At 41.5% G+C, this 22,423-nt stretch carries 17 protein-coding genes; 3 read left to right on the top strand and 14 right to left on the bottom strand.

Annotated features, from left to right (window positions below):
• Window positions 1–96: 96 nt before the first annotated feature.
• The 4 genes from NQ534_RS13360 to NQ534_RS13345 form a co-directional block, all read right to left on the bottom strand.
• Window positions 97–1,680, bottom strand: coding sequence for an urease accessory protein UreH domain-containing protein (locus tag NQ534_RS13360; RefSeq protein ID WP_006863823.1), 1,584 nt, complete (start codon window positions 1,678–1,680; stop codon window positions 97–99).
• Between the two features lie 116 nt (window positions 1,681–1,796).
• Window positions 1,797–3,227 carry a sensor histidine kinase gene (locus tag NQ534_RS13355; RefSeq protein ID WP_006863824.1) on the bottom strand — a complete coding sequence of 477 codons (1,431 nt, stop codon included), beginning with the start codon at window positions 3,225–3,227 and terminating at the stop codon, window positions 1,797–1,799.
• Complete coding sequence (locus NQ534_RS13350) at window positions 3,224–3,928, bottom strand: response regulator transcription factor (RefSeq protein WP_040784901.1); 705 nt, start codon at window positions 3,926–3,928, stop codon at window positions 3,224–3,226. Before NQ534_RS13350 ends, NQ534_RS13355 begins: the two co-directional genes overlap by 4 nt.
• 249 nt (window positions 3,929–4,177) lie before the next feature.
• Window positions 4,178–5,284 carry a hypothetical protein gene (locus NQ534_RS13345; RefSeq protein ID WP_006863827.1) on the bottom strand — a complete coding sequence of 369 codons (1,107 nt, stop codon included), beginning with the start codon at window positions 5,282–5,284 and terminating at the stop codon, window positions 4,178–4,180.
• A 315-nt stretch (window positions 5,285–5,599) separates the two neighbouring features.
• On the opposite strand from NQ534_RS13345, the gene NQ534_RS13340 reads away from it, so the two are divergent.
• Window positions 5,600–6,862 carry an IS110 family RNA-guided transposase gene (locus tag NQ534_RS13340; RefSeq protein ID WP_260042701.1) on the top strand — a complete coding sequence of 421 codons (1,263 nt, stop codon included), beginning with the start codon at window positions 5,600–5,602 and terminating at the stop codon, window positions 6,860–6,862.
• 75 nt (window positions 6,863–6,937) lie between these two features.
• On the opposite strand, the gene NQ534_RS13335 is transcribed toward NQ534_RS13340, so the two are convergent.
• The 6 genes from NQ534_RS13335 to NQ534_RS13310 all read right to left on the bottom strand — a co-directional run bounded on the left by NQ534_RS13335 (window position 6,938) and on the right by NQ534_RS13310 (window position 13,685).
• Entirely contained in the window at window positions 6,938–7,300 is a 363-nt protein-coding gene (locus tag NQ534_RS13335; protein ID WP_006863829.1) for a hypothetical protein, read from the bottom strand.
• A gap of 32 nt (window positions 7,301–7,332) precedes the next feature.
• Window positions 7,333–8,748, bottom strand: coding sequence for an SIR2 family NAD-dependent protein deacylase (locus tag NQ534_RS13330; protein ID WP_006863830.1), 1,416 nt, complete (start codon window positions 8,746–8,748; stop codon window positions 7,333–7,335).
• Window positions 8,749–8,797: 49 nt separating this feature from the next.
• On the bottom strand, window positions 8,798–10,183 hold the full coding sequence (gene dcm, locus NQ534_RS13325; protein ID WP_006863831.1) for a DNA (cytosine-5-)-methyltransferase: 1,386 nt from the start codon (window positions 10,181–10,183) through the stop codon (window positions 8,798–8,800).
• 89 nt (window positions 10,184–10,272) lie between these two features.
• Window positions 10,273–11,781 (bottom strand): Sau3AI family type II restriction endonuclease, encoded by a 1,509-nt coding sequence (locus NQ534_RS13320; RefSeq protein WP_006863832.1) that lies wholly within the window; start codon window positions 11,779–11,781, stop codon window positions 10,273–10,275.
• Window positions 11,782–11,784: 3 nt separating this feature from the next.
• Window positions 11,785–13,212 carry a Sau3AI family type II restriction endonuclease gene (locus NQ534_RS13315; RefSeq protein WP_006863833.1) on the bottom strand — a complete coding sequence of 476 codons (1,428 nt, stop codon included), beginning with the start codon at window positions 13,210–13,212 and terminating at the stop codon, window positions 11,785–11,787.
• 2 nt (window positions 13,213–13,214) lie between these two features.
• Window positions 13,215–13,685, bottom strand: coding sequence for a very short patch repair endonuclease (locus NQ534_RS13310; protein ID WP_006863834.1), 471 nt, complete (start codon window positions 13,683–13,685; stop codon window positions 13,215–13,217).
• Between the two features lie 282 nt (window positions 13,686–13,967).
• Between NQ534_RS13310 and NQ534_RS13305 the strand changes: the two genes are divergently transcribed.
• Window positions 13,968–15,740, top strand: a complete 1,773-nt coding sequence (locus NQ534_RS13305; RefSeq protein ID WP_006863835.1) for an IS1634 family transposase — start codon at window positions 13,968–13,970, stop codon at window positions 15,738–15,740.
• Window positions 15,741–16,181: 441 nt separating this feature from the next.
• Here the strand turns inward: NQ534_RS13305 and tuf are convergent, their stop codons facing one another.
• The 4 genes from tuf to rpsL all read right to left on the bottom strand — a co-directional run bounded on the left by tuf (window position 16,182) and on the right by rpsL (window position 20,842).
• Window positions 16,182–17,375: an elongation factor Tu gene (gene tuf / locus NQ534_RS13300; protein WP_006863836.1), complete on the bottom strand. Its 1,194-nt coding sequence runs from the start codon at window positions 17,373–17,375 to the stop codon at window positions 16,182–16,184.
• Between the two features lie 101 nt (window positions 17,376–17,476).
• Window positions 17,477–19,594, bottom strand: a complete 2,118-nt coding sequence (fusA, locus tag NQ534_RS13295; RefSeq protein WP_040784905.1) for an elongation factor G — start codon at window positions 19,592–19,594, stop codon at window positions 17,477–17,479.
• 18 nt (window positions 19,595–19,612) lie between these two features.
• Window positions 19,613–20,083 (bottom strand): 30S ribosomal protein S7, encoded by a 471-nt coding sequence (gene rpsG, locus NQ534_RS13290; RefSeq protein ID WP_040784907.1) that lies wholly within the window; start codon window positions 20,081–20,083, stop codon window positions 19,613–19,615.
• 336 nt (window positions 20,084–20,419) lie between these two features.
• A complete protein-coding gene (rpsL, locus tag NQ534_RS13285) occupies window positions 20,420–20,842 on the bottom strand; it encodes a 30S ribosomal protein S12 (RefSeq protein WP_006863839.1) in 423 nt (140 codons plus the stop codon).
• 267 nt (window positions 20,843–21,109) lie between these two features.
• Here rpsL and NQ534_RS21435 point away from each other — a divergent pair, with 267 nt between their 5' ends.
• Window positions 21,110–22,354, top strand: a complete 1,245-nt coding sequence (locus NQ534_RS21435; protein ID WP_074680274.1) for a VanZ family protein — start codon at window positions 21,110–21,112, stop codon at window positions 22,352–22,354.
• The last annotated feature ends 69 nt before the right edge of the window (window positions 22,355–22,423 follow it).

Raw genomic sequence — 22,423 nt, 5'->3', positions numbered from 1 at the left:
TGACTTCTGTAAAATCTACAAAACATTTGAAACGTTTAAGGACTTTTGAAAACCTCCCATTCAAAATCCGTCCTTTGCAACTGATATTTACAAGGATTAGTTACAGCATGACTTTCCGGAATACATAAGTCCCGCTGATGCCTCTGCCGTGCTGCCTTCAGCACCAGAAGCCCCGCTCTCTGTTCCATCCGTAACGTATATATTTCCGTAAATCATTCCCATCCAGCAGCTATAACGAACCGTACCGGTATCTTCCGGCGTAAATTCAATGATATTTTCTCCCGTGTGAAACGTGTATTCAATACCGTAATCCTGGATAAAAATCTTGTAATTGCATCCGTTAATGCTTCCTTCCGGTGCATCAATAATCCATTTCACCGGAACCCCTGCCTGTACAGTAATGTCGGGATAACGGCTATAAGTCAGGGTGCTGTTGATCACCTGCACGCTATCAGCCGCTTCCATGCCTGTGTCCGCAGCCAGACCACGCTGTGTCTGCGTTCCCTGATAGCTCCACAGCGCGCAGGCGCCAATTACAACTGCCAGCGACACCACATTAACTATATTTTTGAAAACCTTTTTTTCGATAGGAATACTCAGCATCACTCCCGCAACACCGAAGGCAATCACAAGCACCAGAAGCAGATCGGGCGGAAGCCATCCGCTGAGAGAGCCGCCCTGTGAGAGCATTGCCAGCCCAAGGACAACGACCAGCACTGCGCCAGCTGTCATCACCTTATCTGCAAATTTTCTGCCAATGGCCGAAACAACCGAACCAAGTCCCAGCATTAGCGGCACGGTTCCAAGGCTGAACAGAAACATGGATAACGCCCCGGCAAACGGATTGCCTGCAGACAAAGCAACGAGCCACATGGACTGCAGCGGTCCGCAGGGCATAAAACCGTTCAGTATACCGACTGCAAAAGGTCTGGCAGCTTTCGCCCTCTGACCACCCACCTTCCGCGCAAGAGCCTTTGGCATACGGATGGTAAATTTGCGCAGCCACGGAAAAAGCCCCAGCATATTGATTCCCATAACGACCATAAGCAGACCCGCTATGATCTTCAGAATTCCCTGCAAAAATACGGACAGTCCTGCTCCGGCACCGCCGCCAGCCAGAGAGCCGGCAAAACCAAGGACAAAACCGACTGCCGTATAAGAGAACACTCTTCCCATATTATAAGCCAGCGCCGGGCGAAATGCTGCCAGTCTGCCAGTGTCACCGGGTTCTCCCTGCGCCGTCTGTGGAATACACTGCGAGAGATTAATGCCCCCGCACATGGCAATGCAGTGAACCGAGGTAAGCAGACCAATCACAAAAAGCATCCCATAACTCATCTTTGCATCCGCAAGCTGTCCCGGCGCCAGCAGATTCAGAATACCTGTCACCTGCAATACAACATATAATAAAACGATAACTGCCAGTATACATGTCGTCTTCGCCACGCCAGCTCCGGAAGCCTTCTGATTTAAAATCACCTTGTAGTTAAGTCTCTCAATAACAGTAATTATCTTTTTCAGAGAAATAATTTTCTCATCGTAAGCAATATCAGCTATGGCATTGTTATAGCTCACACTGGCACGGATTACGCCGTTCGTGCGCTTTAGTGTTTTCTTAATTTTGTCAGCACAGTTTACACATGTCATGCCGCCAATATGCAGCCGGACTGTTTTTTCCATTGCACATTCCCTCCTTGCACATTCCTGTGCAGTCTAACAGGAAGATTTGTGTTTTTTATGTGGATACACAAAAAAGGCTACAGCATCTGAAACAAAAGATACTGTTGCCCTTTCTTTTAAAGAGAATCCGTTTTGGGCAGGATAATCGTAAAACAGCTCCCCTTTCCCTCTTTACTTTCAACGCTTATGTTTCCCCCGTGCGCCTGTACGATTGTTCTGACAATTGTAAGACCAATGCCTGCGCCGCCGGTTTTACGGTTCCGGGATTTATCCGTCCGGTAAAATCTTTCAAAAATCCGTCCGAGATCCTCCTGTGGGATGCCGATTCCGTTATCCTCGACATGTATGATACCGCTATTTTTTGTATCCTCAATGACCACGTGAATCATGCCGCCGTCGTTTGAATATTTTATCGCATTAGATACCAGATTAGTAAGCACCTGCTGGATCCGTCCTTTATCTGCAAAGATAACGGCGGCATCACCCGAAACCTGCCCCTTCAGATGCTTTTCCAAAAGCTGACTTTCAAAATTTCCCAGAACATTTTGTGACAATTCAAGCAGATCTACCTCCGTTTTATCAAGCACAAGATTTTCATCTTCCACCTGGCGCAGCCGCTCCAGATTACAGATCAGTCCGGAAAGGCGCTGCAGCTCCTCGTAGCAGCTCTGCATCCGTTCCGTCGTCGGCTCCATCACCCCGTCTGCCATCATTTCCATATAGGACGATATATTCGCTACCGGTGTCCGCAGTTCATGCGTCACATCTGACGTCAGCCGTTTCCGCAGGGCTTCCTGCTCCTTCAGGGATTTTGCCATCTGGCTGACAGCGTTTGTCAGCTCATATAATTCTTTTGTGCGGATATCCTTTGTAAGTCCCTCATCACAGCCGCCATCTCTGAATCCCGCAGTATAATCTCCCTCAGAAATCTTCTGTGTAACCTCAACTACTTCAGAAACCGGTCTGGCAATGTGATTCGCCAGCAACACACCCATAATAATGGCGCTGACCAGCGAAATACTGCCAACTGCTATCAGAATCCGGTTCAATGCTGCAATAAAATGAAAATCATGTTCATCCATGTAATAAGGGCTGTAATAGCTGATATCAAGATATCCCACAAGCTCTTCTGATGGTTTTAAATCATATCTTTGCGTTACAAAATTACCGTCCAGCTCCGCACGCTCCTTCTCCATGAGAATAGTGATGGACTGCATCACTTCATGGCAAAGCGTCATATCGTGATTTTCTGCATCCCAGAGGATATTTTCATCCTTGTCATATAATTTGATAATAAATCCGTCTTCCAGCGCATACATCCCCATCCCATGCACATAGTCAATATTCCAGCCGCCATCCTCCAGGCGGTATTGACTGGAAATATTCTGCGCAATGCTATCCGCCTCCAGCCTTTGCTGTTCTTCCACATATTCTTCAAACTCACGGCTGATCATGATATTCGACACCACGCTGATGAGGGAAATCGCAATCAGTACCAGCAGGGCGAAGCGGACAGCGAGGACGCGCCGGAGACTGTATCGTCTCAATTTTCCTCACCTCCGAATTTATACCCCAGCCCATACACGGTCTTTATATAGACTGGATTTTTAGGATTCGTTTCCAACTTCTTGCGAAGGTTTTTAATGTGGGTATCAATCACACGGTCGTAGCTGTCAAAATCCGGTCCAAACACAAGTTCAATCAGATTTTCCCGCGAGAATACCTTTTTGGGGTGTTTTATCATTGCGGAAAGAATTTTCCACTCACTCGGCGTCAGGCTTAACGCTTCTCCTTGTTTGCGCACCTCACTATGCCCGAAATCAATCTGCAGGTCATTGTCATTCCACGAAAATTTCTCCGCCAGCGGCTTCAGGTCATTGCCAGTCCGGCGCAGAATCGCCTCCATACGGGCATATAGCTGCTTAACACTGAAGGGTTTTGTCACATAATCATCCGCGCCGATGTCCAGACCGTTCAGCACATCCTCTTCCTGTGTCTTTGCCGTCAACATTATAACCGGCACTCTCGACTGTCTGCGTATCGCCTGGCATATCTCTTCTCCCGTCATCCCCGGCAGCATCAGATCGAGAATCACAAACATAATCGGATATTTCCGGAATATCTCCAGCGCCTCTTTGCCGTCTCCGGCTGTAAACACATGGTATCCCTGTTTTGTTATGTAAGCAGAAACGGAATCACAGATCATCGTCTCGTCATCCACGATCAGCACATTTTTTTCTGTTTCCATAAACATACCTCTTTCTGTCAAAATGCAATCATTGGTAATTCTATAGAGCAGTATGCCACAAATCCGCCCATTTTACAATAATAGAAGCAACACGGCCTAATCCTACAGTACGTCCACCTTCACGGTATCAGAATGGCGTGTTGCAGAGGCTAAATGGTTATTTTCCGTTCGTTTTGTGTGAAAAAAACGTATTTTCCGCTGTGTCCGTGTGTTTTTTGGAGATTTTGTTATCATAGTGTTATCACACTATTAACAAGACCAGATATTTGCAATCTCATAATTTTTTATTTTCTTAGCCTTTTCGATACATTGTTTTAATTCATCCGTTTCGTTCATTCCGGTTCTTTTAACATTTTTATAATATTGGTGCAATGCATCCACACAATTATATAAACCATCCAAATAATAACGTTCACCTTGATTTGCCAATTTTTCATATATATCTATGCATTTGCTTACAGACAATGTAATATATTTCTGTGCTTCCTCCTTAGCAAAAAAAGGTTGCCTAAGCAATGGTGTCAAATGAATCCATAATGTCTTTGAATACTCTATATCTAAATATTTGATTGAACTGAAAAATTTTTCAAACGATACATCCTGATCACAATTTTCTTTCATAAATACCAAACATTGTATTCCTGTAAATGCACTTGAATAAAGCTTTTTATTTTTCGTTAAAATAATACTTTCGAACAAATCTACGCATTCTTCAACTTCATTTTTCTCGACCATTTCTAGCATATCAATTGCAATTGTACTAATTTGACAATCTGATAATGCTATCTTAATTTTTTTAATCAATGGATATATTTCTGTAATCAACTGATTTTTTATTGCCTCACAATAGACAAGTGCAACAAGTTCTTCAATTACTAGAAATTTATTTTCACAATCTTCTTTTTCTCCCATAAGATTATGTTCCAATAAACTTTTTTCATGAATTATGAAATCATATGAACGAGTCAAAATTGTATTTGCAAGTTCTTTATTTAAAATCACCTTATTACATTCTCTCACCGAAATTTCCGATGTTGAATAAAAGAAACTAAAATAATCCCGAACACTTGCATATGAATTATTTACTTCGTGCCCAATTGGGGTTACGCTTTCTACATATTTTGTCTTCATCAAATATGTAGAATATAATTTTGAAAACTCGACCGACTCTGGATGTGGTAGTCTCTCCCAAATGAATGAATAATATAATTCTGTCACCGGCAAAGCATCTCTGTCATTCTTCCAAAAGACTGTTACAATATCATCCTGGTATTTTTCTAACGGTTTATTATTCCACAATACTAATAAGCAAGCTAATCCATTATCTCTTTCAGATATATTTTCACTTGAACCCATGCAAAGAGCTTTTTCATAAAAATCTCCATTCCGCCGCCTTTCAGTTGGCGGCACAAATAGTAATGAAAGTCTTCCAATTCCCCACGTTGCTGATAAAATAATTGTTAAAGAAGCTATACTACAAAGCACGGGGAGGTAAGTTGTAAAGGCTTTCTTCCGTTTTAGACAGCATAAAAATCAGTGTAAGTTTCATCTTTCAAGCACAAATAAGTGGCTCTGTCAGACCGTACAGTAAGAATTGTTTTAACTTCTCTGTTAAATGTGTGGTGGAACAGTCAATGGCTTCTTTATCTCATTCTGAAAGGAGCTCTGACCATGAAAGTTGTTTACCAAACCTGCTGTGGCGTCGATGTTCACAAATCTTTTCTCGTTGCCACAATCATCAAAACCTCTTCCGGTATAGAACCTTCTTATCAAAAGAAGCGTTTCTCTACCTTCAACAATTCTATCCTGCAATTCAAAGACTGGCTTATGAAAAACCAGTGCCGGGATGTCTGCATGGAATCTACCGGTAAATACTGGGTTCCTGTATTCAACCTTTTAGAGGACGAAATCAATGTCACCATTGCCAATCCCAAATGGGTAAAAGCAGTCAAAGGCAATAAGGATGATACAAAAGATTCCAGGTGGATTAGGGATTTATTCCGGTTAGGCCTGGTTCCGGGAAGCTATATCCCCTGTAAACCAATCCGTATCCTGCGTGAATTTACAAGATACCGTTACAAACTGACCTCCTGCCGTACCAGCGAAAAGAACAGATACCAGAATGCGCTTACTGTCTGCAATGTCGCATTAGATTCGGTTGTTTCCGATATCTTTGGGAAATCAGCTACATCTGTTATTGATTACCTGATCGGGCAATCCGACAATTCCATCAACCACGAAGAAATCGCCTCCAGACTCCTCCGTTCCCTAAAGAAGAAGTCTGACAGTGTCATTGAATCCATCGAAGGGTACCAGATGACTGACTCCCAAAAATACCGCATGCGCCTCGTCCGCGCACATCTGGATTATATCACATCCACGATAAATGATATAGACACTATGCTTGATTCTTTGGTTACACCGTATGAAAATGCTGTCCAGTTACTGTGTACCATTCCGGGTGTTGACCGTAACAGTGCAGTCACTGTTATCTCCGAGACTGGTACCGATATGACTCCGTTTTCCAGTTCCAAACGCTTATGCTGCTGGGCGGGATTAACTCCCGGAAGCAATGAATCTGCTGGTAAGAAGAAGTCTGTCAGAATAACACGTGCCGGTGTCTACCTCAAACCTGCATTGGTACAAGTTGCCCATGCAGCCGTGAAATCTGATAAATCTCCTTATTACAAACAGAAGTATGAACGCATCAGGAAGCGCCGTGGTAAAAAACGTGCCATCATTGCTATCGCCCGGATGATTCTCACTGCTATCTACCAGATGCTGTCTACTGGTGAAGCGTGGAACCCGACCGACCTATACAAGGTTGATATGCCTGAACCTCTAAAAGAAAAACAGAAGGAAAAGGCTATCAAACAGGCTAAGAAACTACTTATCAGCGAAGGGATAATTTCCGAATCGCAATTAGCTTCTTAACACTTTATCTCAATACATTTTTTCAATTGCTGCCATAAGACAGCTTATTAAAGTGCGCCATTTATCGGCTGTCCTCTACTTTCTTTCACAGTATACTTCCATATCTTCTTCAGATATTTCAAATGATACATCATCAAAGTAACTAGCCAAATGATATCGCACATCAAACTCAGAGAAAATAATATTTTGACAAGCATTTGCAATATTTCCGTTAAATCTGGTTGAAATTATCTGTAAAATCTTTTTTATATCTCCAACTATAAACGAATCTTCCTTTTTACTGAATCTACTTAATATTTCCAAATAAGTAATTATATTTACATCTTCTATAAACACCACTAAACGTGATAATACATTTAAGATATTCTTCACTGATACAAAATATTTTTTTCTATCATAACTATCTTTTTCTGAATATAATTTTACAACATCAATCAATTTTTCAAAAAGGCACTGTTTTTCCGAATCATCTATATGATGTTTCGTTTTTTCAATAAGAAATTCATTTTTGTAATATGGATTTTTATCACAATACGCCTCACATCTTTCCATGCAAGTTTTATATAACTTTTTTTTCCATCAATCCTATACATTTCTGCTAAATACAATAATATTTCACATATGGTTTCTATCTGTAAGTTTTTTTCAATTAACATTTCTACCATTTTTTCTAAGTATTCAGCATTTTTATCTTCCAAAATAACCAAACATTTCCTTAATATTTTTATAATAGTTGAAATAATCTTTTCCGGCACTTTTTCCTGATTATGAAGCAACTTCAACATTACACTAAAATGTTCCGAAAAGTAATCAGCATATTGAACTCTTTTTTCATCTGGCAACAATATATAAGGTTCTATCAGCTTTTCAACTTTACATGAATAGTCATTTAATTTTTTAAGGTATTCTTCTTTTTCCATATCTTTAGGTTGCCAAAACATATCAACATTCCGGTACGGTCTTTCTAAATAAATATCTTTTTCACTTTGATTTTGTTCTAACAAACCAACAAATTCTGAAATTGCTTGATAATGTCGATTTTCTTCCTGTTGAGATACTAATTCAGAAATATCTACTATGGTAATTCCTTTATTTTCCAGCAGCTTTTTCTCTGGCGCACTGAGTTTTTCATATAAACCAATCAAATAAATCGTAGGACAGTATTCTCCCATATTATCTCGTAACCATCCAAGCCAGCTTTGGAAGTTCGGATCATCCCCAGAAAATCCCAGTAAACATAATCTGGTTTCAAGCATCGCCTGCTGTACGGTATTCACTAATGCTGAATATTGGTCTGGATATGTCCTATAATTTTCATCACTTATTATGTATGGTTTTACATGGGGAATACTGCCATGCAACTTAATTATCCGTGGCTTTATACTTCCTGGCAAGTCGTTTTGAGAATATATAATTTCATAATTGTTCTCACGGTAAATCATATCCACCGTCTGCTCCAACAGAGTATCATAATTTGTCGTAAAAATATCTGACCAATGTAATTTTAAAAGTCTTTTGTGTAATTCTCCAGGGACAAACATTTCGTCTGCAATAGACTGTTCTATTAAATTATTTATTTTATTTCTATCAAAATTAGCAATATATTCATCTGCCAGCTTTGTGACATTTTTTCCAGATGTCTTTATAATCCTTTGTTTATTCCATTCTTCTTTTTCTTGTACTTCTAATGGTTCTGGATATAACTCCTCATACATTTTTTCTGCAAGTTCACTCCAATTTGGCGGCTGTATACTTGCCATACCTTTACTTCGTGCATTTTTTGAAAATCCAGCTCCAATCATCAACGAAACATCGCCATATTTTCTTGGATTTTTTAACCGTTGTGCAATATCATTTATATAAGAATAAACAGTCATATCATTCATCTAAATACCTCTTTTGCAGAAATAACTTTTTTCAAATAGTGTAAACGCATCACTCTTCATCGAATATGTTATCCAACGTCTTCTCCATATCCTCAACCAAATTAACCACCAACGCATTTCCCATCATAAATCTACGTTTTCTCAACGGCATTTCCACTGTTTCACCTTTAACCAAACAATATTTCGTATGATTAGTAGGGAATCCCTGAATACGTTCTGCTTCTGTGGCTGTAAGCAATCTAACTCCTCCTGTCATCTTATCTTTCACAATATGGGTAGTTCTACTAAATCCACCTTCTGATGTCAGCATTGTGCGTGCTGGCTTGTCTTCTTGATCAATCATAGAAATCGCTCCCTCTGAGAAAACATATTCATGACCAGTAGAACTTGTTCGCAACAATTTTTTGGCACCTTTCAGATACTGCCAAGTCTGTCTATCTTCTTTTGGAAGACGTTGCTCTGTTTCATCACTATGTGTCACAGACGGATCTGTATAATATAATTTTTCCTCTGGAATGAAGTACTGTTCTTCGACTTTTCCAGTCTCCATAACATCTCCTAATGTTATTTGTTTTCCATGATAATTCGGTACAGTTTTTATTGTATAGATTATTCCGTCCTTCATTATTCCAGAATTTTCAAATGCACATTGAAATGTATCTGATACTTCTCCCACTTCTGCTGGCAATTCCTTAACTTTCATCTTAGCATTTTCCGCTCTATTTACAGAAAATGTTTTTGCGAAAAATCCATCTTCAATAACTGCCTTTTCCATACACTCTATTTTTTTATCTTCTTCCAATTTCTCAGTATACTGAATTTCTTTTAAAATTCTATCCGCATATTTTGTATCATTTTTATAAGCAAAAATAAATGTTCGGCGTCTTCTCTGCTGATACCCATATTCCGCAGCATTGATTACTCGCCATTCTACGGTGTAACCTTCATCTCGAAAACATGCAAGAATCACGCCAAAATCTCTGCCTCTTTGTTTAGCTGGGGATTTCAATAATCTGTCTACATTTTCTAATAATACAAATGGTGGTTTCTTTGCTTCCAATGTCTCACGTATCGACCACCATAAAATTCCTTTTTTCCCTTCAAGTCCTTTAGACGTAGCCAATGAAGATGCTACTGAATAATCCTGGCACGGAAATCCTCCGACCAACAAATTGAAGTCTGGAAGTGTTGTTTTATCTACATCTTCAATATTGTAGTTAGTAGTATCTTCACCATTTTTATCTAATCTTGTTCCAAATCGATATACATAACAGTCATGTGCGTACTGTGTACTTTTCTCCGCCGGCTCCCACTGACTAAACCAAACTGTATCCCATTTTTCTTCTTTACCATAATCTTCCGCTGTTCTTATATTATTAAGTCCACATCTAAAGCCACCTACTCCGGCAAACAATTCGCAAACTGTTTTCTTCACTTTTCCTACCTCTTCTTTTCTTATTCGAACGATCGTTCTTGAATATAATAACTGATTTTTATATTCTTGTAAAGATCCTTTTTTGATTTTTAGTATGTTTTTATATAATCCTTAATCTGCTGTTTCATATATTTTTTGTTGAACCAAAAACACTGTTTTGTCATATATTCCCCTGTAGGCACCGGAACACCTTTTAATTCCTCTGGAATTACTTTTAAGGTGATAACTTCTGCAGGCTTTTTCAGCTTCACTGAATTGCCACTTTCACCAAAATATTCACTTTCCCCGGCTTTGTTTCTTACATGTGCAACTTTATTGAACTTGCTCTTTGGGAAATTATTCTCATATGTAAATATCAGTTTTCCATTTCTATCATGTGATACTCTCTGTTGTAATACTATTCCATTCTTAATCACACTTCTCGTTTCTTTCCAAACTTCCTTTACCTTATTCTCATCTTTTTTAGGGATATACCATATCATAGCATTATTTAAAATTTCTTTTCCTTCTGAATTCTTAGAAAATATCACAAGTAAAAATTTTGAATCTATCATTTCATCATAGACAATGGAATCTTTCCAAGTTTTTTCTTTCACTAATGCTTCAAAATCAAACGCTGAAAATGACATATCCTGTGTCGGCATTCCTTTTGCATCTACTGTAAGAGTACGTAATCTATAGTTAGCTTTTTGAAATTCATCTGTTTCTTCCAAGTCACCCTTACTCTTATATATCTGCTTGATGATATCGTTCTTCTCGCTATATCCGCTTCGATAATTAGGAAATTCTTTTTTTAACGAATCAACAGTCCTTCCAAAATATGGTTTTAATGTTTCCATCAAAATATCATCAAATTCTTTTTCCTTTGGCAATACTGTATCTGGCAAAATATAAGATGTTTCCTCAGAGGCAAGCACTCTTTCATTAAATAATTTTGTCATATATGACTTTTTAAAAGAATATGCTCTTGGTTTTGCTTTAGGATATCTGTCATCATACTTTACTTTTTCATCCCCTCCACTGCCTTTTCTAGCAGGGCTCAGATACATAAAGTCCCGTTCTGACAATTCATGTGCTTTCCCCTCTTTTACATAACTTGCAATTTTTTCCCAATCATGCCGAATAATCATCTGATCTCTTTCTGGTAATTCTTCCAGCAAAATCTCATCTATCTTCTCTACACTAAAATTTTCACGTTTTAAACCTTTAATATACTGATAATACATAACAAGCAAATGATGATTTTTTGTCCAAAATCTGCTTTCTTCATACTCATTCCAGTTTTCATCTCTATAATTGATTTTCCCAAGAGATAATCTTTCTTTTGCTCTATATCCTCTACTATTGATTAAAAACGGGGTTACTTTCAATTCAATATCAGCTTCTTTAAAATCCGGTTCAGCCTCTTCATTACACGCATAATTGAACCAACCTTCTTCATATGCCTGTCCAATATCTCCTTTTCCATGTCTCTCTTTTAAGTTATTTTTCTCACGAAATTCCTGTGCCAATTCAAAAACTTCTTTAAAAGAATGTCCAATTGCTTCTTCTGCTCTTTTTTTCACTTCTTCTGGTGTTTTATATTCTTTATTACTCATTTATCAATCCTCAACAAAACGCTTATCCAACTGTGACAAAATGTAACTATTATTTAACCAGAAACACTGTTTCGGATACTGTCTTCCATCAGGAAGCTCATAAGTATCTTTCGAATTCTGTGCATGTGGTCTCACATGACATACTGGGTTCTCTGTAGACTTCGGAAAGTTATTATAATTCTTTCCATTTCTCCGTTCTATCTCAATACCCTCACGAAGCACCTTCTGTGTCTTTTCCCACACTGATTTTACATTACCTTCCAAATCATCATAAGGAATATTCCAGAACTGACATCCTTTCAGCCGAAGCTCTCCCTGTTGATCATACTTATATACAATAAAAAGGAATCTTGTTTCACGCAAATAGTTTCCAAATGTGGAATCATCCCAATCTTCCTTAACCAACTCTTTAAATTTAAAAGTTGGGAATGACATATTTTCCTTTATCTTGTTATTTTTCTCAATACGTATGGTTTTAACTACAACATTAGCTTTTTCAAATTCTTCCGCATGATTTCCCTTTATTCCTAACATCCGATATGCCAACATTGCTTCCAGGCTTTTCGGCTTTTTCTGATACTCAATATGAAATGTATTGCATAAATCACTAACTGACCAATCATAATAAGCATCTATTCTTCGCACAACATAATCTTCAAAAGAATCTTCTGCATTTTCTTTAATGATTGGCTCATAGGTATTCTTTCCTGGAATAATATAATTATTAAGAACATAGGTCATGTATGAATTTTTGAATGCAAAGGCCCGTGGTTTCGCTAACTCATCACTGAATGGTTGCTTTCTTCTATCTTTCGAGGTTGCCGCTTTGGGTGCTGCTCCCAGATATAAGGTATCTCCTTCAGACAATTCATGTGCCTTTCCATTTCTGATTTTCTCAACAATAACTTCAAAATCATGTTCTATGATTTTTATGTCTTGTTCCGGCGGTGCAAATAGTTTCACATAGCCAATACGATAATCCAATCGGTTCTTAATTTCTTGTTGATACAAATAATACACTAATAAAATCAATCGAGCCTTTTGCCACATATGACTATCTTCAAATGTCTCATCAACAACCGAAAAATAATCTATCATTGTCAATATCAATCGCTCTTTTGCTACTAATGTACCATTTTTGTTTTGCTTATACGGTGTTACTTTAAGTTCCACACCTGCTTTATCAAAATCTGGACGTGCATCATTATTGGTTTGATAATGAAAGAATCTCTCCTCTATTATTTCCCCCAGTCCACCTTTTCGTTTCTTGTTCTCATGTTTTACTTCATAATTTGTCGTCTCTCTGACAACCATTGCCTTCGTAATATCGTCCTGCTTACACACATCCGCAAACGTTTTCCCAATTAACCGTTTTGCATATGTTTCTATTGATATAGGATCCGTTTCATCGTATTCTTTAAAGTAATCCATCACTATATTTCCTCTTCATCATATTCTTCCAATTTTTGATCAAATATTGTTTCTTCAATCACCTTAATACATTGCTCTGTATCCTTTAAAATATCTTTTCCCCAGAAATGGATCACAGTCCACCCCATAAAATTCAATTGCTGGTCCTTTTCTTCATCTCTCTGGATATTGCGTTCTATTTTCTTAACCCAATAATCTGGATTTTTTCCCTTTTCCAACTTAGGCTTTAATATTTCCCAATCCTTACCATGAAAAAACTCACTATCACAAAAAATCGCAATACGATACTTTGTCAAAACAATATCCGGTCTTCCTGGCAATCCTTTATAATTCTTCCTATAGCGAAATCCTCTATGCCATAAAGCCTTTCTCAGAACTATCTCTATACTTGTATCTTTTCCACGTATCCTACTCATGTTTTTATGACTTTTTTCCGTAACTTCGCCATGAAAACGTGGTTCTTTCGTCGGCATAATTCTTCACCTTCAATACCGTATAATCCATTTTATTGTATCAAACTAACGACTACTATTCAATTCTTTGCCCAAAGAAAAAAGACACGTTTTTCAATCAATGTATCCCTTTCGTAATATATTCCACTTTAACTTTTATATATTTCGGGAGTTTGACACTTGCATAAAAGAGAAATCGTTAAAAGCCTTGAAATAGGCTTATTTTTTTGTCAAATTTTTCACTTCATTATTGCGTGATGTTACGTGATGTGTTATAATATAAGGGATTGGAGGTTATGATCTATGCGTTTGAAAGTATCCCGTTCAAAAAATGCCGCTTCCCTTTATGTTACAAAAACCATTTATGAGGGAAAAAAACAACGAACTATTACCGTGGAAAAACTTGGCACCGAAAAAGAACTGCGCGAAAAGTTAAATGGAGCCGATCCCTATGAGTGGGCCAGGCAGTATATCGAAAGACTTAACCAGCAAGAAAAAATGCAGCAGCGGGAAGTTATCGTCAAATTCAAACAGTCAAAACGACTGACGAAAGACCAGCAGCATCTCTTTTATGGCGGTTACCTTTTTCTGCAGCAGTTATATCACTTTTTGGGGTTTGACAGGATCTGTTCCGATATTTCTAAAGAATATAAGTTTACTTATAACCTGGACGCCATCCTCTCGCGTCTCCTTTACGGCAGGATTCTCTTTCCTTCCTCCAAGTTGAACACTTTTCAGGAAGCACAGAAACTCCTGGAACAGCCTGACTTTATCCTCCAGCATGTCTACCGCGCTTTGGATATCCTTTGCGAAAAAGACGCGTTTATCCAGTCGGAACTATACAAAAACAGCAAAGCTGTCTCCCACAGGAATGACAGGATACTCTTTTATGACTGTACGAACTTCTTTTTTGAGATCGAACAGGAAGATGGAATAAAACAATACGGTCCTTCTAAAGAACACCGCCCGAACCCCATCGTCGAAATGGGACTGTTTATGGATGGTGACGGCATACCTCTTGCCTTTTCCATCCATCCCGGAAACAAAGGGGAGCAGCAGACGCTTATTCCTCTGGAAGAACAGATCATGAAGGACTTTCAGCACGCTAAATTTATCGTCTGTACCGATGCAGGGCTCTCTTCTACTGATAATAGAAAATTCAATAACAAACAGGACAGGGCTTTTATTACTACCCAATCCATAAAGAAACTAAAAAAGCATCTGAAAAACTGGAGCCTGGATCCTGCAGGCTGGACATTAGAAGGACACGAAACACGGAAGGACGGTAAACCTGTTACTTTTAATATAGATGAGCTCCAGCAGGATGATGAATTAACAGAAAAACTTAAAAACGCTACTTTTTACAAAGAAAGATGGATAAAAGAGGACGGACTGGAACAAAAACTAATTGTAACTTTTTCCCTCAAATATAAGACTTACCAACAAAAAATACGCCAACGCCAGGTGGAACGTGCGACCAGGATACTGGATGGGAATCTTTCTTCCCTAAAAAAGCACGTTCAAAACGATTGTAAGAGATTTATCAGGAAGACCTGTGTAACTGCTGATGGTGAAGCGGCAGAAAAAGAAATCTATGAACTGGATCCTTGTGTAATCGAAGAAGAAGCTGAATATGACGGTTTCTATGCAGTATGTACAAACCTTGAGGATGATCCGCCTGTCATCGCAAAGATCAATCATAGCCGTTGGGAGATTGAAGAATGTTTCCGAATCATGAAAACGGACTTCAGGTCAAGACCTGCTTACGTCCGCACAGAAAACTGGATCAAAGCCCACTTTATGACCTGCTTTTTATCACTGGTATTATTCCGATACTTAGAACAAAAACTCGAATACAAGTATACCTGTGAAGATATTTTGGAAACACTTCGGAGCATGAACTTTCTTTCCGTTGCTGGGGAAGGATATGTGCCTACGTATACAAGAACAGATCTGACAGATTCACTCCATGAAGCGTTTGGATTCCATACCGACTATGACATTGTTACAGAAAAACAAATGAAAAAAATTTTTAAAGACACAAAGAAGCCACAAAAAAGTACGCAAAAAATTTAGAACTCAAAAACGCCAGAACCCTTGATTTTACTAAGGATTCTGGCGTTTTGTTTCTTCGCAACTGTCAAAGACAGGATTGTATCAAACTAACGACTACTATTCAATTCTTTGCCCAAAGAAAAAAGACACGTTTTTCAATCAATGTATCCCTTTCGTAATATATTCCACTTTAGCTTTTATATATTTTTATTACATATAAATTAATTTCTGAAGCACAATCTCTTCCGCAGCACTCTTTGTATTATTTGTCCTCCCAACCCACTCCACAAACAGTTGTCAGGATACTCTCCCGGCAACCGCTTTTCTTTATCGTTCGTTATTCTTTTTCGATTTATTTATCTGTTCCGAACAAAAGAAAAACCCCAGAAACACAAGGTTTCTGGGGTATCTTACGTTTAACCACAGGTTATCCTGCAATAACAAATCCATTTTCAGATTGGATTACTCGATAATAGAAGCAACACGGCCTGATCCAACAGTACGTCCACCTTCACGGATAGCGAATGTAAGACCCTGCTCCATAGCGATCGGGTGGATCAGCTCGATGGTCATTTCTACGTTGTCGCCCGGCATACACATTTCTGTACCAGCCGGCAGCTCGATAACGCCGGTAACGTCAGTTGTACGGAAGTAGAACTGCGGTCTGTAGTTGTTGAAGAACGGAGTATGACGTCCACCTTCATCTTTTGTCAGAACGTATACCTGAGCGGTAAATTTTGTGTGGCATTTAACACTGCCCGGTTTTGCAAGAACCTGACCACGAACGATCTCAGTTCTCTGAACACCACGAAGCAGAGCACCGATGTTATCACCAGCCTGAGCTTCGTCAAGCAGCTTACGGAACATTTCGATACCGGTAACAACAGTCTTCTTAACTGTTTCCTTAACACCGATAATTTCAACTTCGTCGTTCAGATGAAGTGTACCACGCTCTACACGTCCGGTAGCAACAGTACCACGGCCTGTGATTGTGAATACGTCCTCAACCGGCATAAGGAACGGCTTATCTGTGTCGCGCTCCGGATTCGGAATCCAGGTATCAACAGCGTCCATCAGTTCCATGATCTTGTCGCCCCACTCGCCCGACGGATCTTCCAGAGCCTTCAGAGCAGAACCCTGGATGATCGGTGTGTCATCGCCCGGGAACTCGTACTCGTTGAGCAGCTCACGGATTTCCATGTCAACCAGCTCAAGAAGCTCTTCGTCGTCAACCATATCGCACTTGTTCATGAATACTACGATATACGGTACACCTACCTGACGGGACAGAAGGATGTGCTCCTTTGTCTGAGCCATAACACCATCGGTAGCAGCAACTACAAGGATAGCGCCGTCCATCTGAGCAGCACCGGTGATCATGTTCTTTACATAGTCAGCATGACCTGGGCAGTCAACGTGTGCATAGTGTCTCTTCTCTGTCTCATACTCAACGTGAGCAGTAGAAATTGTGATACCACGCTCTCTCTCTTCCGGAGCCTTATCAATGTTTTCGAAATCGGTAGCTGTGTTACCAGCAACTCTCTCGGAAAGCACCTTTGTGATAGCTGCTGTAAGAGTTGTTTTACCGTGGTCTACGTGACCGATGGTACCGATATTACAATGCGGTTTCGTTCTTTCAAATTTAGCTTTTGCCATTTTGAATGTCCTCCTTAAAAAAATCAGATTTCGTTTTTAATTTTTAACAGGCTATCTATGATTATATTTCAAATCATAGATATTTTCAAGCCCTTTTTCATTTATTTCCCTTTATTGCTCAGTACTTTTTCCTGTACAGACTTCGGAACCGGCTCATATTTCTCAAAGAACATGGAGTAGTTGCCGCGTCCCTGTGTCTTGGAACGAAGGTCGGTGGAATAACCGAACATTTCTGCAAGCGGAACGTAGCCACGCACCATCTTGCCGCCTCCGATATCTTCCATACCCTCGATACGTCCACGACGGGAGTTGATATCACCGATAACATCGCCCATGTATTCCTCCGGCATCGTTACCTCTACCTTCATGATCGGCTCAAGCAGGATTGCTCCGCCCTTCTTCATAGCATCCTTGAACGCCATAGAACCGGCGATATGGAATGCCATTTCAGAGGAGTCGACCTCATGGTAGGAACCGTCGTATACATTTGCGTGAACGCCGAGTACCGGGAATCCTCCGAGGATACCTGATTTTGCAGCTTCCTCGATACCCTCGCCGACTGCCGGGATATATTCCTTCGGAATAGCACCGCCGACAACGGTGGATTCGAATTTGAAGGTCTCCTCGCCATTCGGGTCCATCGGGGTGAAGATAACTTTACAGTGACCATACTGTCCGCGTCCACCGGACTGCTTCGCATATTTGCTGTCCACGCTTACTTCCTTGGTGAAGGTCTCCTTGTAAGCAACCTGCGGTGCGCCTACATTTGCCTCAACCTTGAATTCACGCAGCAGACGGTCTACGATGATCTCCAGATGGAGCTCTCCCATACCTGCAATGATGGTCTGTCCTGTTTCCTGATTTGTATGAGCACGGAAGGTCGGGTCTTCTTCTGCAAGTTTTGCAAGCGCCTCGCCCATCTTGCCCTGTCCTGCTTTTGTCTTTGGTTCGATTGCCAGCTCGATAACCGGTTCCGGGAATTCCATTGATTCCAGGATAACCGGATGCTGCTCGTCGCAGATGGTGTCGCCGGTACCTGTTACCTTAAATCCGACTGCCGCTGCGATGTCGCCGGAATATACCTTATCCAGCTCGGCTCTCTTGTTTGCGTGCATCTGAAGGATACGTCCAACACGCTCCTTTTTGCCCTTCGTGGAGTTCAGTACATAGGAACCGGAGTTCATTGTACCGGAATACACACGGAAGAATGCCAGTTTGCCGACAAACGGGTCCGCCATAATCTTGAATGCCAGAGCGGAGAACGGTTCATCATCAGAAGAATGTCTCTCAACCTCGTTGCCGTCCAGGTCGGTACCCTTAATGGACGGAATATCAAGCGGTGACGGCATAAATTCAATGATTGCATCCAGAAGCTTCTGAACGCCCTTGTTTCTGTATGCGCTTCCGCAGCATACCGGAACTGCTGTGCACTCGCAGGTAGCCTTTCTCAGAACCGCCTTCAGCTCATCAACGGACGGCTCTTCGCCTTCCAGGTAAGCCATCATCAGGTCGTCATCCAGCTCGCAGATTTTTTCAATCAGCTCTGTGCGGTACAGCTCTGCGTCTTCCTGCATATCCTCCGGAATATCGACAACGGAAATGTCATCGCCCTTTTCATCATTATAGATGTAGGCTTTCATTTCAAACAGGTCAATGATTCCTTTAAAATCGTCTTCTTTGCCAATCGGGAGTTGAATGCAGATGGCATTCTTTCCCAGTCTGGTCTTAATCTGTTCTACGGCGCCGTAGAAGTTTGCACCAAGGATATCCATCTTATTGATGAATGCCATTCTCGGTACGTTATAAGTGTCAGCCTGACGCCAAACATTTTCGGACTGAGGCTCTACACCACCCTTTGCACAGAATACGCCGACAGCGCCATCCAGTACACGAAGGGAACGCTCAACCTCTACTGTAAAGTCAACGTGACCCGGTGTATCAATGATGTTGATACGATGCTCCAGGGCACCCGGCTTCGGCTTGCACTCTTCCTGCAATGTCCAGTGACAGGTTGTAGCGGCTGAAGTGATGGTAATACCTCTTTCCTGCTCCTGCTCCATCCAGTCCATAGTAGCAGTACCCTCATGAGTATCACCAATCTTGTAGTTAACACCGGTATAATAAAGGATACGCTCTGTCACGGTAGTTTTACCGGCATCAATATGCGCCATAATACCAATGTTTCTGGTTCTCTCTAACGGATATTCTCTTCCAGCCAAGGTAGTTTCTCCTCCTAATTAGAATCTGTAATGAGCGAAAGCCTTGTTAGCTTCTGCCATCTTATGCATATCTTCTTTTCTCTTTACAGATGCGCCAGTATTGTTTGCTGCATCCATAATCTCGTTTGCCAGTCTCTCTTCCATTGTCTTCTCGCCTCTCTTGCGGGAGAACATGGTCAGCCAGCGAAGAGCCAGCGCCTGGCGTCTGTCTGCTCTTACCTCAATCGGCACCTGGTAGGTAGCACCACCTACACGTCTTGCCTTTACTTCCAGAACAGGCATGATATTATTCATTGCTTCTTCAAATACTTCGATAGCCGGCTTGTCTGTTTTTGCAGCCACTCTGTCGAACGCACCGTATACAATTTTCTGTGCGATACCCTTCTTACCATCTAACATAATGTTATTGATAAGCTTCGTAACCACCTTGTTATTGTACAGCGGGTCTGCCAATACGTCTCTTTTCTGAGTATGTCCTTTACGCGGCACGTTACTTCCCTCCTTAATATTGTTGTCTATCAAGAACAGCAGATGATAATCCGGCTGCTCTTATAGAGGCTGATTAATTCATCGGTACTCACATGTGTCTCTCTAATGTGTTTCGCGCCCAAAGCTTCTATTTTTAACCTGCAACCACCTGGTAATAGAATCCCGGCACAAATACTAGTTCTGTTTGTGATACGATTTTGTTGCTTACTGTCTTACGCGACCCGAAAACCCGTCTGCTTCGCATCCGCTGTGCTTACGCACATTCTGGTTTTCCCGTGATCGCCTGGGTGAAAACAAATGCCCGCTTTGCTCGCGCTTGTTTTCCTTCCCCGCACTCTATTTCTTTGCGTCTTTCGGTCTCTTTGCTCCATATTTGGAACGTGCCTGTCTTCTCTTCGCAACACCTGCGGTATCAAGTGTACCACGTACAATGTGGTATCTGGTACCCGGAAGGTCCTTTACACGTCCGCCGCGGATAAGAACAACGCTGTGCTCCTGCAGATTGTGTCCCTCGCCCGGAATGTAGCTCGTAACCTCGATGTTGTTAGACAGACGTACTCTGGCAATTTTTCTAAGAGCTGAGTTCGGCTTCTTAGGAGTTGTTGTCTTTACTGCTGTGCAGACACCTCTCTTCTGCGGTGCAGATACATCGGTGCTCTTTTTCTTCAGAGAGTTGAAGCCCTTCTGAAGTGCCGGTGCAGTAGATTTTCTGGTAGACGTCTCTCTGCCTTTTCTTACTAACTGATTAAATGTTGGCATTCCTTTTACCTCCTGTGTTATTCCCTCTGGGTTGTGGTTGCCGGTTATTCTGTCATGAATAACGCTATTTTGGCGCAAAAAAAGACCTGCGTCTTCCCGCGCACGAATTTAGTATACATAGTCCGGGCGCTGATGTCAAGAAAAAAATCCTGGCAGGAAGCGGTTTTTTCAGCGTTTCTTCTTATATTTTTCTTAAAATGATGGACATTCAAAAACAGGCGTGGTATCATGACACTTATTCAGAAAACAAATTACAGGAGGTACACAATGATAAGGACTTTATTAAAACCATTTTCCTTTGTGCCCGCCCTTCTTCTGATGTATATGATTTACAGTTTTTCGGCACAGCCCGGCGAGGTGTCCTCGCAGCTCAGCTATAAAGTCAGCTATAAAATAGTGGAAACCGTGGATCAGACGCTGAACGCAGGAATGGCGGACTGGGAGATTGAGACCTGGGTCTACCGGATTCACGGTCTAGTCCGGAAGCTGGCACATATGACAGAATATTTTGCACTGGCGGTTGCCGTATCGTTTCCTTTATATGTATACGGGGTGCACGGCATCTGGCTGATGCTTCTCGCCGGTTTCATCTGCGTGGGCTTTGCCTGCGGGGATGAATACCATCAGTCATTTGTGGAGGGACGCGGTCCTTCCGTCCGCGACGTGGCAATCGACAGCTTTGGCGTTTTCTGGGGAATCATTCTGGTGAGAATCGTCGGCTGGACCGGAAGAAAAACTATTTTCCGCCCGCGGAAGAAGAAAAAGAAAAAAGAAGCAGAGCCGCAGATGCAGGCGCGTTCCGGGCAGGCATGGCAGGAGCCCCGGATGCAGGCGCGTTCCGGGCAGATGTGGCAGGAGCCCCGGATGCAGGGACAGATGCCGCCGGTGCAGCGGTCCCGGCAGGGGTATGCCGGACAGGGATATACCGGTTCTGCTCCGCAGAGCGGGCAGCCGCAGGGGTATGCAGGACAGCACTGGCAACAAGCGCAGCCGATGCAGGATTATGACAATCCTGCTCCGCAGAACGAACAGTCCCAGGCACAGCAGAGCTGGCAGCAAGCGCAGCAGACGCAGGACAGGCAAGTCCAGGAATATGCGCGACAGAATCAGCAGCAAATGCAGCCGACGCAGGACGGGCAAGTCCGTGAATATGCACGGCAGAATCAGCAGCAAATGCAGCCGACGCAGGATCATGATGGTTTCGCTCCGGAGAATGTGCAGCAGCCAACAGGATATCCGGAATATGTCCGGCAGAAAGTAAGAATGCATGAAACTTCCCCGATACAGTCCACGGATGAGACATTTCAGCCGCAGACACAGGCTTCACAGACTGATTACCAGCCGCAGCAGACGCAGGCTTCACAGACTGATTACAGCCCGCATATGCCTTTTTCGGACGCGCAGGATTCCCGGTCCGTTGAGGAACAGGGCATTCCCGTAAATGTTCCCTATCGTCCGTATACGAGGTCTTACCAATACGATGACCAGATACCAGAATCCAGAAATAAATAAAATTCTGGTGCTGCAGATTTCCTGCTGCGTATCCGGAATTAAATGAGAATCTTTTTGTTTTACTGAAAT

Origin of the sequence: Marvinbryantia formatexigens DSM 14469, from assembly GCF_025148285.1 — a bacterium.
GTDB classification, from domain to species: Bacteria; Bacillota; Clostridia; order Lachnospirales; family Lachnospiraceae; genus Marvinbryantia; species Marvinbryantia formatexigens.
This window is presented reverse-complemented; position numbering and strand designations above follow the sequence as displayed.